Origin of the sequence: Stenotrophomonas sp. 278, from assembly GCF_003935715.1 — a bacterium.
GTDB classification, from domain to species: Bacteria; Pseudomonadota; Gammaproteobacteria; order Xanthomonadales; family Xanthomonadaceae; genus Stenotrophomonas; species Stenotrophomonas maltophilia_AH.
The window spans coordinates 1-11,073 of record NZ_RHPP01000138.1 but is presented as its reverse complement, the minus strand read 5'-3'; the positions used below and the strand labels follow the sequence as shown (position 1 = coordinate 11,073).

At 64.1% G+C, this 11,073-nt stretch carries 18 protein-coding genes and 3 tRNA genes; 7 read left to right on the top strand and 14 right to left on the bottom strand.

Translation table 11 applies throughout. The features are described 5' to 3' along the window. Positions 1–2 precede the first annotated feature (2 nt). From EGJ34_RS17995 to EGJ34_RS17985, 3 genes are all read left to right on the top strand, one after another. Positions 3–78 (top strand) — tRNA-Ala (locus EGJ34_RS17995). A 51-nt stretch (positions 79–129) separates the two neighbouring features. Next, positions 130–205 (top strand) — tRNA-Glu (locus tag EGJ34_RS17990). A 51-nt stretch (positions 206–256) separates the two neighbouring features. Beyond that, positions 257–1,213 (top strand): SOS response-associated peptidase family protein, encoded by a 957-nt coding sequence (locus tag EGJ34_RS17985; RefSeq protein ID WP_125361841.1) that lies wholly within the window; start codon positions 257–259, stop codon positions 1,211–1,213. A 94-nt stretch (positions 1,214–1,307) separates the two neighbouring features. Here EGJ34_RS17985 and EGJ34_RS17980 read toward each other — a convergent pair whose 3' ends face one another. Further along, positions 1,308–1,688, bottom strand: coding sequence for a response regulator (locus EGJ34_RS17980; protein WP_125361840.1), 381 nt, complete (start codon positions 1,686–1,688; stop codon positions 1,308–1,310). Positions 1,689–1,814: 126 nt separating this feature from the next. Here EGJ34_RS17980 and EGJ34_RS17975 point away from each other — a divergent pair. Then, a tRNA-Leu gene (locus tag EGJ34_RS17975) sits at positions 1,815–1,901 on the top strand. 74 nt (positions 1,902–1,975) lie between these two features. Here EGJ34_RS17975 and EGJ34_RS17970 read toward each other — a convergent pair. From EGJ34_RS17970 to EGJ34_RS17930, 9 genes are read right to left on the bottom strand one after another with little or no spacing between them, the layout of a single operon-like run. After that, positions 1,976–2,167 carry a hypothetical protein gene (locus tag EGJ34_RS17970; RefSeq protein ID WP_125361839.1) on the bottom strand — a complete coding sequence of 64 codons (192 nt, stop codon included), beginning with the start codon at positions 2,165–2,167 and terminating at the stop codon, positions 1,976–1,978. Positions 2,168–2,212: 45 nt separating this feature from the next. Further along, positions 2,213–2,554 carry a tail fiber assembly protein gene (locus tag EGJ34_RS17965; RefSeq protein ID WP_125361838.1) on the bottom strand — a complete coding sequence of 114 codons (342 nt, stop codon included), beginning with the start codon at positions 2,552–2,554 and terminating at the stop codon, positions 2,213–2,215. A 2-nt stretch (positions 2,555–2,556) separates the two neighbouring features. Then, entirely contained in the window at positions 2,557–3,336 is a 780-nt protein-coding gene (locus EGJ34_RS17960; RefSeq protein ID WP_125361837.1) for a hypothetical protein, read from the bottom strand. 9 nt (positions 3,337–3,345) lie between these two features. Beyond that, complete coding sequence (locus EGJ34_RS17955) at positions 3,346–4,086, bottom strand: hypothetical protein (protein WP_125361836.1); 741 nt, start codon at positions 4,084–4,086, stop codon at positions 3,346–3,348. Then, the gene (locus tag EGJ34_RS17950) at positions 4,086–5,141 is read right to left on the bottom strand and encodes a hypothetical protein (protein ID WP_125361835.1); all 1,056 of its coding nucleotides are present in this window, start codon (positions 5,139–5,141) and stop codon (positions 4,086–4,088) included. The genes EGJ34_RS17955 and EGJ34_RS17950 overlap by 1 nt, the downstream gene beginning before the upstream one ends. Then, the gene (locus EGJ34_RS17945; protein WP_125361834.1) at positions 5,141–5,617 is read right to left on the bottom strand and encodes a lysis system i-spanin subunit Rz; all 477 of its coding nucleotides are present in this window, start codon (positions 5,615–5,617) and stop codon (positions 5,141–5,143) included. Before EGJ34_RS17945 ends, EGJ34_RS17950 begins: the two co-directional genes overlap by 1 nt. A gap of 1 nt (position 5,618) precedes the next feature. Continuing rightward, positions 5,619–5,846 carry a hypothetical protein gene (locus EGJ34_RS17940; protein ID WP_125361833.1) on the bottom strand — a complete coding sequence of 76 codons (228 nt, stop codon included), beginning with the start codon at positions 5,844–5,846 and terminating at the stop codon, positions 5,619–5,621. Further along, on the bottom strand, positions 5,843–6,172 hold the full coding sequence (locus EGJ34_RS17935; protein ID WP_125361832.1) for a hypothetical protein: 330 nt from the start codon (positions 6,170–6,172) through the stop codon (positions 5,843–5,845). The genes EGJ34_RS17940 and EGJ34_RS17935 overlap by 4 nt, the downstream gene beginning before the upstream one ends. Continuing rightward, complete coding sequence (locus tag EGJ34_RS17930) at positions 6,172–6,693, bottom strand: hypothetical protein (protein ID WP_125361831.1); 522 nt, start codon at positions 6,691–6,693, stop codon at positions 6,172–6,174. The genes EGJ34_RS17935 and EGJ34_RS17930 overlap by 1 nt, the downstream gene beginning before the upstream one ends. 114 nt (positions 6,694–6,807) lie before the next feature. Here EGJ34_RS17930 and EGJ34_RS17925 point away from each other — a divergent pair, with 114 nt between their 5' ends. Continuing rightward, a complete protein-coding gene (locus EGJ34_RS17925) occupies positions 6,808–7,314 on the top strand; it encodes a hypothetical protein (protein WP_125361830.1) in 507 nt (168 codons plus the stop codon). Positions 7,315–7,420: 106 nt separating this feature from the next. Here EGJ34_RS17925 and EGJ34_RS22340 read toward each other — a convergent pair whose 3' ends face one another. The 3 genes from EGJ34_RS22340 to EGJ34_RS17915 all read right to left on the bottom strand — a co-directional run bounded on the left by EGJ34_RS22340 (position 7,421) and on the right by EGJ34_RS17915 (position 8,542). Next, positions 7,421–7,576, bottom strand: coding sequence for a hypothetical protein (locus EGJ34_RS22340; RefSeq protein ID WP_185750235.1), 156 nt, complete (start codon positions 7,574–7,576; stop codon positions 7,421–7,423). 67 nt (positions 7,577–7,643) lie between these two features. Then, positions 7,644–8,321: a KilA-N domain-containing protein gene (locus EGJ34_RS17920; protein ID WP_125361829.1), complete on the bottom strand. Its 678-nt coding sequence runs from the start codon at positions 8,319–8,321 to the stop codon at positions 7,644–7,646. Continuing rightward, positions 8,318–8,542, bottom strand: coding sequence for an Arc family DNA-binding protein (locus tag EGJ34_RS17915; protein ID WP_185750234.1), 225 nt, complete (start codon positions 8,540–8,542; stop codon positions 8,318–8,320). The genes EGJ34_RS17920 and EGJ34_RS17915 overlap by 4 nt, the downstream gene beginning before the upstream one ends. A gap of 144 nt (positions 8,543–8,686) precedes the next feature. Between EGJ34_RS17915 and EGJ34_RS17910 the strand changes: the two genes are divergently transcribed. Then, a complete protein-coding gene (locus EGJ34_RS17910) occupies positions 8,687–9,205 on the top strand; it encodes an Arc family DNA-binding protein (RefSeq protein ID WP_125361827.1) in 519 nt (172 codons plus the stop codon). Next, positions 9,202–9,387, top strand: a complete 186-nt coding sequence (locus EGJ34_RS17905) for a hypothetical protein (RefSeq protein WP_125361826.1) — start codon at positions 9,202–9,204, stop codon at positions 9,385–9,387. The genes EGJ34_RS17910 and EGJ34_RS17905 overlap by 4 nt, the downstream gene beginning before the upstream one ends. Here the strand turns inward: EGJ34_RS17905 and EGJ34_RS17900 are convergent. Then, positions 9,365–11,073, bottom strand: a 1,709-nt coding sequence (locus EGJ34_RS17900) for a hypothetical protein (RefSeq protein WP_221740424.1), incomplete at its 5' end; no start/stop codon positions are given. The genes EGJ34_RS17905 and EGJ34_RS17900 overlap by 23 nt on opposite strands.

Here is an 11,073-nt window from a genome sequence, read left to right as displayed (position 1 = left end):
GTGGGGCCATAGCTCAGCTGGGAGAGCGCCTGCATGGCATGCAGGAGGTCAGCGGTTCGATCCCGCTTGGCTCCACCACTTCAGTCATTAGGCCGACTGAAGTGTTCAAAAAAATTAAAAGTTTCGTGCGTCCCCATCGTCTAGAGGCCTAGGACATCACCCTTTCACGGTGGCGACCGGGGTTCGAATCCCCGTGGGGACGCCAATAACACAACGAACCCCGGCCCTGCCGGGGTTTTTTGTTAGCCTGATCCGCATGTGCTATTCCGCCCAGATCCGTGCCGATTACACCAAGCTGGTCCGCGAGTACGGGGCGGTGATGTCGCTGGACGAATTTTCCCAGCTTTACGCGCATGACCCGGGCAAACAGCGGCCCAAAACCCCCAAGGCCATGGACGATGGTTTTGCCGGGGCGCGCACGCCCGCCGGCCAGGATATCGTGGCGAAGATCCAGCAATGGCACGCCGAGGAAATGCAGACCCTGGATGAGGAACTGCGCGTGCAGAGTGCCCGCTTGAAGGCGGCCGAAGATGCCCTCGCCCACCGCCCCACCCAGAAGGCACGCAACGAAGCGCGCATTGCCGGCAACCGGATCGAGCGCGCCCGCGCCCGCCTGGACGACCTGCACCGCACCAGCCTGCTGCCGCGTGACAGCCGCATCTTTCCCGGCGTGTACGCACCGGTGATCGTCTCCGAGCAGGGCCAACGCGTGATCAAGCCGATGCGCTACCAGTGCCGGCTGGCCGGCAAGCCCGCGCGCAACGACGCCTTGTACCCGGGCACCTACAATGCCCGCCGCGACAGCCTTGAGGCCTACTGGAAAAACGCGTTCGGCCATACGCACGGGGTTGTCGTGGTGCAGTCGTTCTATGAGCATGTGCCCAGGCACGCCATGGAGCACCGGTCGCTTCATGCCGGCGAGAAGGCCGAGAATGTGGTGCTGGAATTCCGCTCCGAGCCACCGCGCGACCTGCTGATCGCATGCCTGTGGTCGGAATGGGAGGGTCCGGAAGGTCGGCTGCTGTCATTTGCCGCCATCAGCGACGAGCCGCCAGTGGAAGTAGCCGCTGCCGGGCATGACCGCTGCATCGTGCCGATCCGGCCCGAGCATCTGGACGCGTGGTTGAATCCAGATCCAAATGACCTGACGAGCCTTTACCAGATTCTGGATGACCGCGAGCCGGTCCATCTGGAGTATGCCGAGGCGGCGTAACGCGGTCGGTTGACGGGTGACCGTAGAGCCACGCCCTGCGTGGCTTCGACCCACCCGCAGCCACGCAGGGCGTGGCTCTACGCCCGGGAGCTGATCACGCGTTCGCCGACTGCCCCTGCATCGCCCGCAACAGCGCCGAGTTCAGCTCAACGGTCAGGTACGGCTTGGTCAGCACCACCCCACTCTGGAACGAGGCCGGCAACTGCTCCCGCGCCATGCCTGTGGCCAGCACAAACGGAACCCGACGCGCCGCCAGCGCCGCCGCGACCGGCTCACTGGTCTCATTCCGGGCCAGCTTGTAATCCAGAAGGACGACCTGGGGCTGGGTTTCCTCCAGCAGCCGCAGCGCCTCAGCCACGCTCCCGGCCAGGCCAACCACGACAGCGCCCCCTTGGACCAGCTGCATCTGCAGCAGGGTCGCGCTCATCTCGTCGTTTTCGACCACCAGTACCCGCAGATCCTGCAGCGCGCTCATCGCCGCCTCCCTGTATGGTTCAGCGGAATGAGTATAACGTTGACCCGGAATGAAGACGTTCCACATCCCTGAAGCATTCAGACCTGCCCAAACCGGCGCGAGTTGTATACACTACGCGGCCAGCCAGCCGAAGTGGCGGAATCGGTAGACGCAGCGGACTCAAAATCCGCCGCCCTTAAAAGCGTGTGGGTTCGAGTCCCACCTTCGGCACCAATGGTTTGCGGGGTTTTCGAGCGTTGATTTTCGCTCCGCAATATTCCGACCGCTCCGCAATCGATCAGGCCTCGCTATCGCGGGGCCTTTTCTTTGGCCGTGGTTTCCCACCACTTCGACCGCCTGCCCTTCCGCCGCGCCGACTCCCTGATCGAGGCGGCCTGCTTCTCTTCTTCGGTCCGGGTGTCCTGTAACTGCAGGTGGCTCAGCCCTGGCACGTACTTCGTCGGGTCGGGGCGTTCTTCGGGGGTGTCGGGCTTGTCCATGCCGGCACTGTACGCCCGGGGTGGCTCAGGCGGTGAGACGGCCGATCAGGGCAGCTGAACCGAGTCACCCGAGCCTGCGGTGCCGGCAGCGCCATCCAGAGACGGCGGAGTCGGCCACGGCACCTCGGGGAACGCCGGCAGCGTCGGCAGATCCCGCAGCGCCTGCCGGTAGACCGCCCATGCCGTCTTTGCCGCCACGCTCAGGGGCGCGTCTGCCATCTGGGTCCAGTCGCTCGACCGGAGGCGCTGGCTGCGCTCGGCCCTCATCTGGTCGCCCTTGATTTTGGTCAGGAGCGCGCCTGGAATTTCCGCCACCCTGCTCTCGCCGACAGCGAGCGGCATTTCAGCCGTTACAGCGCGATAGCCCGAATCCGTGATTGCGTACATGCTCACCTCCCGTACTGATAGCCAACAACGTCCACCACGGCAGAGCCGCCAGTGTCGATCATGTATGCACCGAGCAGCGTTGAATCGACCGGCAACGGGCCATAGGCGCTGACGCCGCTTGCCAGACCGTAGATTCGGCCGTTACCCACGTAGCTGCCGAGCGAGGGGCGGACGCGCACCGCGCCAGTTGCCGCGTTCACCGCGTTGATGATCAGCCCGTTTGCCGTCACCGGGGCGACATTCGCCACACTGAAGGTCGTCCAGCTGGTGCTGGTTCCGTTCGCCAGCACGCGGAATGGGGTCACACTGATGTCGGTAAGGTAGATCACGCCATCATCGGTATGGATGAAGTTGAAGATCGCGCCTGAGCCATCCGTTCGGAAGCTACCCAGATACCGCCGCGTGGTGTCGCCGGTCTTGGCGCGGGCAGTGCCGGTGTATGGCGATGCCGGCGCGGTCGTGACGGCCTCTGCGCTGACCACGCCAGAGATCACGGTCAGGTAGACGTGATACCAGGTGCTGGCCGACAGCGACGGCGTGAGCGTAACAGCAGCGGCCAGCTCGGCGATGCGCTTCGGGCCGGGCACGTAGGCTGCGCCGGGAGTGACTCGGATCTGCGTGCCGGACACCCATTCCAGTTTCAGGCCGTCGATGTACCCCTTTGGCTGGACCAGCGGCGCGCGCCCATCGGTGCCGTCCCCCTTCCGGAACATGACCATATCGTCATCGGTCGGAGCGATCAGCAGGTAGGCAAGCAGGTCGGCGTATTTGATGTTCGCCATGTTCGTGTCCTAGCGGTCGAAGTCGTAGCCGACCAGCGTGATCGTCACCGATCCCGTTAGCAGGCCGAGGATGGGGCCGAGCAGGCCGGTAGCGGTCAGCAGCACCGTGAACTTGCGGTCTGCGTCCAGCGTCACGTCCACCACCGGGGAAGAGCCGGGAACCGCTGCGTACTGGTAGTTGGTCGCAGACGGTGCGCCGCGCTCGGAGCGGGAGGTGAAGAGCCAGAAGTTGGTCGGGTTCTGCAGCTGCACCGTGGCGCGCGTGGCGGTGATCGGCAGCACAGCTGACAGGTCGATGGTCTGCGGCGTGACAGCGGTCAGCGCAGACAGCAGGGTCAGCGGGATGCTGCCGGCCGCGCTGGCGGCGTCGAGCATGATCCGGTTGCCCATTGCCGCAGGCCAGATGTGTTTGCCGGGGCGCAGCACGCCGCTGGCGTTCGTGCGGCCGGAGATCAGGTAGCGCCGCGTCGGGTCACCTTGCTTCGTGCGCGCGGTGCCCAGGTACGGGTCAGAGGGCGGCGTAGCGCTCGCCTCCAGCCCCATGATGCCGCCGCCAGCGTCGTACCCGTACAGGTGGTAGAACGTGTTGGGCAGCGGGCTGGACAGCACCACGGAGGTCGTGCCGTCGCTCAGGATGCGCGCAGGCCCCGGCACGTAGCACATGCCCGGGGAAATGCTGATAGTCAGGCCATCGAGCGCCACGGACGCCTGCAGGCCGCTGATGATTGCGCTGGTCGGGTCGGTAGCCATCAGGTGTTCGCAATGCTCCGGTCGGAGTAACGACGCCATTTCGTGCCGGCCGACACTGCCGCGTCGTACCAGCACAGTTCCCGGCCGCCGGACAGGTCGGTAATCAGCACCGACTGCCCATCAATCACGCCGGCAAGCGCGTTGGCCTGCGCCAGCGTTACGACCTGCGGCGCGGCGGCCGTGGTGATCGTCGTGGTGGTGGAAGCCGGCCAGCCCGGCGGCAGGATCGGGCTGTTGCCCATCAGGAAGTTGCCGGCCTGGTCCGTGAGCTGGTTCCCGGCCTGATCGGTCAGCAGCGGGTATTCGATCAGCCAGTACCGCGAGTCAGGCGCGTTGGCGCGCTCCCAGGTGCCATTGAGTCCGACGTAGGGATAGCCATTGGTCGGCGGCGGCGCGAAGCCTGAGCCCGGCGCGGCGATGATCGGGTTGCGCGGGTCCGTGTTGTCCACAGTGATGCCAGAACCAGCAACGACCGACTGCACCGCGCTGTCGGCCTTGCTGAGCGACACCATCACCGCCGTGGCAAGGCTCAGGGTCGGAAGGCCCGCCACAGCGTCGCCATTCGTGACGTTGATCTGGTTCGTGGTGCCGGTGATCGTCGCGGCCTTGGTGCCGGTCACCCTGCCCTTACCGTCACGGGTTAAGGCCAGCAGCGAGCCGGTGCCGGCGTTGGCGAGGTCGGCAAGGCCGATGGTCGGGTCGCCGCCTTCGCCATCCCCGTTGGTGATCGTGATGCCGATGCCGGGAGCCTGCTGCAGCGTCCGCAGCACCCATTCTCCGTTGCTCAGGCGCACCGCGATGCCCTTGCCGGCGAGCGCGGCCAGCTTGACGATGTTCGCCGGGATCTCGCGGATCAGCTTCCAGACGGTCGAGCTGATGGTGTTGGTTCCGCCGCCGCCACTGTTGGCCGAGTTCAGCACCGCACTGGCCGGGATGACGTTCCCGGCAGGGTCACGCAGGTTCACACCGAGGATCGCGCCCTCAGTCGCGTCCGGGTCAACGTCGACAAAGCCGCGAGGGTTCTGGTGGAGCGGTACGCGCTTCTTGGTGGCCATTACCCACCCATTTCGCGCACTACGGCTTGACAGGCGGCGAGCTGGTCGTCGGCGTCTCGGCCGACTCGAACAACAGCGCCCGCAAACTCTTCTCGGCGCTGGGCTGCCGCATCACGTTCGCGGGTGCTGTCGGCGGCTTCGGACAAACGCCGGGTTTCGCAGCTTGCCCACCCGTCGCGCAGCCGGAGGTTGCCAGCACGCAGGTCAGCCACAACAGCATCAGCGACGGCCGGGGCCGCAGCGCGGTCTTCTTCATGCTTCGCTCCAATGGCGGCCACGTCTGCGGCCTGGGTGTGTTCGGTGGCGCGCACCTCGTTGAGCTGCTGCACCTGGGCAGCGCTTGCTGCAGCCTGCTGCCCGTTTTCCTTCGCCTCGGCACGGTCGCCGCGCCACGACCAGCCAGCGCCGAACATGGCCGCTGACCAAGCCGCGAAGAGTGCGACGCCGATAGCGATCTTGATAGCCGTGGGATTCATGTCAGCTCCCCGAACCGTTGCTTTTGCTCATGTTCCCGAAGTAGTAGCCCACGATCGCACCGCTATTGCTGACCAGCGCGCCGATCAGCAGCATCAGTGCATCGTTGTTCCCTTCGGGCACGTTGACATACAGAAGCGCAGCCATAGCCATGCCGAGCTGGAAGGAATACAGGATCGCCAGTCCGATCCGCGCCGTCCCTACGTTCCGCCTGAGTCCTGCAATGCTCACTGCTCCGTCCTCGTCAGCCAGTGGGCCTTTTTGATCGCCCAATTGAACAGCTCTCGGTCTTTCACCCAGACATGCTCAACGGGCTCGCCGGCTGTCGTGGTAGATACCCTGATCTCGGTCGAGTCCTGCAGCGCCAGCACGATCATTGCCGTGTGGCGCTTGACCGGATCGCGCTCCTGAATCAGGTCGATCGCGTCCTGCACCGCAGACTTGATGTGCTGCAGCACGGAGGGCGAAACGGACCCTGCCGAGTTGGTCATGCCGGCCATCGCCAGCGCTGACTGCAGCCGGTTCGTTGCGGCGATCTTGTTGGCGGTGCTGGGCATCAGGCAGGCAGCCCGAAGAGCTGCTTCGCCTTCGCCAGGCGCTCGCCGCGGTCAATCAGGCCGTTCCGTCCGCCGTTGATCGCCTTCGTCACACCCACCAGGTCGTCGGCGCGGGCCATACCGGGGATCTTCGGCCTGGCTACCGTCCAGTACCAGCCGGCGGCGTCCACCGCGTCCGGCAGCTCGGCGAGCATTTCCGGGTTCAGCACCACCCGCTCGTCGCCGTACTTCCACAGGCTGTAGGTCCGGTAGTTGGCCCGCCCGGTCACCTGAATCAGGGCGCGACCCTTGAACCGCACGCCGTCACCCGGCTGGGTGTTGCCCAGATCCTTCCGGCCCTCGTAGGCCTTGCCCGAGGCGTACTCGGTGGTGGTGCGGAACCCGGCCGACTCATGCGCGACCTGGGCCAAGAAATGGGCCTTCTCCAGCGGAGTCACGATGCCGAAACGGATGCAGGCATCTTCCAAGGCCTGGGCGTATTTGCCAGCGCCCATAGCGGCGGCGACGGATTCTGTGGACATCGTGGCCCCCGGTTGGTCAATGGGGGCCATGCTGCCCGCGCAGGGCGGGGCTTCAACGGAAGGTGTAGGATGCGGCCAGGCCCCGGATTGGCCGGGGTTACCAAGGAGATGGTTATGAGCTATCCCGTCGATGCATTCGTGCGGATGTCCTCGGGCGAAGCGCCCAACGGAACGCTGATGTTCCTGCGTGATTTTTGGACCCTCGCCGCGGAAATCGAAGTCCCCGCAGGCCCGAAAAAGAAGTCTTTGATGCTTACTGGGAATGAACGCGGCAAGTTCTATGACCGTTTGGAGGGCGTTAACGATATTGGGATCGCGATAGCTCCCGGCGTGAGCTTTGAACTGAGAATCACTGACCCAACATCAAGAACTGCGGACGGCACCTACCCGTCGCCTGGGGCCGTGGCGGTAACTCCGGATGGCAGGCCTCAGATATGGGTGTGTGGTCCAAGCTCCGAACATGACCGGAGAGGCTTCTACCTCAACGGCGGAGAGGTAGCGGGCGAGGAGCATGAGCATCGCCCGTTCATCTATTTCAAGTCCTACGAGGTATGGCTCACCAGGGGCGGAAAGACGCTTAGTGACAAGCCCCTGTTTGTCGTGGGGCAGCCGGCGGCTTGACACCCGGCGTGCCAAGGCGCAGATTCGGCTCGACCCGGTCCTGATCCCTCAGCGAGCGGGATTGAAGCGCCCTGGCCACGGCTGGGGCGTTTCTCTATCCGGCCGCCTACGCCGCGCGCCGTCGACTCGGGAACGGTATAACCACTGCGCAGGGTGCCTTCGCCTTGGCAGCCTCCAGCGCCTTCAGCTCACGCATCCTGGCGGCGAGGCGCTCGCCGAACTCCGCAATCTTGACTTCCATGTGGGCAGGGATAGTATTCATTCGAGACTTGCTCCAGTAAGTCGATTTGAGACGCCCGGGCCGCTACCCGGGCGTTTCGCTTTTGGGGTCACGCCGCCTTCCCAAGTTTTTTGCGGGGCGTGCGAGCCGGTAGCTCGCGCCCGGCCGGCGGAAGCTCGCGGGTCTGGCTGAAAATGGCCTTCCTCTCTAAGTAGGGGATTCGGCTGCCGATCATCACGGCGTTCTGTATCTCCCGTTCGGCCAACAGATCGAGCTCGGCTGCCGTCATCGCGTCCCGATCCAACCCCTCAAACCTTCCCCCGCTGGCCCAATTCACCAGCTTGCTTTCGTTGCCGTAATGGAACCCAGCAGTCTCCTTTCCGTCCGCCATCCGGACCGCCTGCAGAACTTGGGACATCACCTTGTGACTGCTGGCCGCCGCGTGTCGAGCTCGAAGATGGTCCCCGCCCCCGCGGATCAGGTTGTCGATCTGGATGTCGCACCACACCGCGAACTCGATGTTCAGCCAGCGGGCGAAGTGAACGGCTAACTTGGGGTGGAACCAAGTCCCGCCGCCCCTGCCCCTGCTGGCTCGAATCAAATCACGCTGATCGGCGTGATTTAAAGCAACCTGCAGAGCATCCACGTAGGCGCGGGTTTCCAGATTGTCGAGGTAATCTTGCAGGCGCTTTCCAAAACCAGCCGCAGCTACGGTTGCATTGAACCAACCATCGTCCCTGAAAGCCACGTCCCGGCCGTGGAAAGCGAGGTGGACGACTTGGCTCATGCTGCCTCCTGATGCCCCGTCTCGCCGGGTTCACCGCCATGGCCACCGAGAAGCCCGGCGCTGGAATATCCAACATGCTTGCGCTGCTCGTCCTCCGCCTTGGCGCGCTCAAGCAGTTCCAGGGTCATGAAGTTGACCGAGCGGCGGTCCGCCGCAGCCTTCTCCTTGATCCAGTCCCGAAGGTCGACCGGCATCCGGACGACCACATGTGCCTTTTCCATAACTGACTCCTTTGTGGTTGATGGTGCGACTATCACGGTTCCACCCAGAGCATCAACGGAATTCTGAATGGACCACCGTGGTTTAACCATAGTGAACCACCGTGGTTTCTTGTTGTCAACACCACCGTGGTCCAAACTCTGGCCATGAGCCGTGAAGACCCACAATTCAAGCTTCGGATGACCGAGGAACTGCGCGATCAAATCGCAGAAGCGGCGCGGGCGAACAACCGCTCCATGAATGCCGAGATCATTGGCCGGTTAGAGGAATCGTTCGCATCCAAGTCGTTGGACCAGGCGACGCTCAAGGATGTGATCGATGAAACGGTTCGTCGTTCGATCGAAGCGGCTTCGGAATTCTTGCGCAGCACGCAGGTGGAGCACGTCCAGCCCAAGAGCGAAATTGCAGGCGGCACTACCAACCTGGTGATCATGTCCGAGCTTGAGCATGAACTGATGGCTCTCGACGAGACGTCTCACAAGCTCCTTTCCCACGCCAACGCGATCGCGCTGGTTCATGGCGAAGAGCATGATGCCTACCAGCGCGTGATGAAGGACGCGGCGACGGTCAGGAAACTACAGGCTGGGTTGCGCGAAACCTTGGACATCATTGCCCAGACGGCGCGGCCTAAGGGAGCATCCCCCAACCGGAAGGCGAAGTCATGAGCGACTGGAAGAACACCAACTACGGCATACCGAAGACCTGGGCCGAGATCCAGCACGAAAAGAGCGAAGCCGAACTGGAGAAGGTCAGCGCGAGTCCGTTGCCGATGCTTCTGTGGCTGGGCTTCCTTGCCCTCTTGCTGGTCGGCTGCGTAATCGGCTTTATTCTGTCTTTCCAGAGTTGACTTGTTGCTCCATCTGATTTGCCATCTCCACCACTTCGGCATCACCGCTTCGTTCTGCGATCCGGCGCAACACCTGCAGCTGCGAGACAAGCTCGCCGGTAGGCTTTTCTGAGGTGCGAGCCAGCCAGTTGACATACTTGGGTGACGTCATGATACGCGCCGCACCATTTGCAAGTGCCGAGCCGGTAAGCGAGCTGCCCAGGGCGAGCACTGCCCCGCCAGCGTTCCCCATTGCCAGCGCGGTGCCAGCACCAGCCCCTGTGGTCGCAATCTGACCGATCAGCGCCTCCCTGCTGGAGGTTCCCGAGGGGTTAGCAAAGACCTTCGACCCCTCCCTGATGCGTGAAGTCGCCTTGGCGATGGTTTCCATATTCCTGGCGAACTCGGGACCGTACTCCTTGAACAGCACCTGCCGCGCCTGTGGGCTCATGTTCGCCCAGTTCGTCAGGAACGTGTTCATGGAGAAGATGTTGCCGCTATCATCCTGCTGACTACCAGCAGCCCGGCCCATGCGCCGGATGAAGGCAGAGCTGACCATCTTCTGCTGCTGCTCAGGCAGCGCCTGCATGATCGATCGAATGCGGGTGGCACCGTCCTTCAGCCCGCTGGTGGCAGCCGTGAAAGCGGCCTCCGCGTCTTTGTTCCCGATGATGCTGTCGATGTTGTCGAGCTGGTCAACGTAACCGGAGTGGTACTTGTTCGCCGCGGCGAGCGCTTCAGCTGCCTGCGGGTTCCCGGTCGCCTTCACCGCCTCTTCCATGTCACGGGACAGCGCGGCATAGACCGGCCGCCACATGCTGCGCGGCACATCGCTGCCGAAGTTGGCGTTGTCGATCTCGCGCCCAACCAGGGAGCGCAGCTTCTGGAGCGCCTCGTATGGCAGGCGGTTGTCCACCATGTTCCCAAGGGTCGCTCGGACATTGGCCTCGATGTCATCTGCCGTGGGCACTGGCTCCATCACGGTCATGCCCAACGATTGCCGGCGCGCATTGTTCTGTTCGACGGCACGCGCCTGGGCCTGCAAATAGGCGCGGTACGCGTCGGCCTGCTCCTGCATGCCCGGCTGCGTCAGCAGCGCGTCGACGCCCTGAGTGTCGTTGACTAGCCCGCCTTCAATGCCGCCGAGGCGTGCGTTCTGGAACAGTTTGGAGGTGGAAGGGGCACCGGGGATTGCCTGATTCAGCTCCGCAAGCGCGGCCTGCGCATTGGAGATGTCCACTCGGGTGTCCTGCGGCATCAGCTCGTCCAGCCGCTGGTAGAGCGCGTTGCTTTCGGCGCGCGACATCTCCTTGAACCCGCCCGGACCGGCGATGCCCTCGCGAATGGCCAGGCCAGCCATTTCGGGGTCCACCGCTTGGCCGCCCGGCGCAATGGACGATGCCACCTCGTCAATACGGTTGCCGAACTGCCCCGCCTGACGCTGCGCGAATCGGTCGATCACACCGGCCGAGCCCGGCACGCTGCCAAGGAACGTTTCAGCGGCCTGCAGCACGCGATTCCCGGTCGCCTGTCCCATGCTGGGCTGCACGCCGGCCTCGGCAAACTCGCCGAGGGTCTGCTTCATCGCTTCTGGGTCCTTCCCGCGCAACAGCCGCCTTGCCGCGTTCTGGGCAGTCGAAGAGACAAGCCCCGCAGTCGGGCCGCGCGGGATCGCCCCGGGCGCGAGCCCGCCTGCCAGGCCAGCAC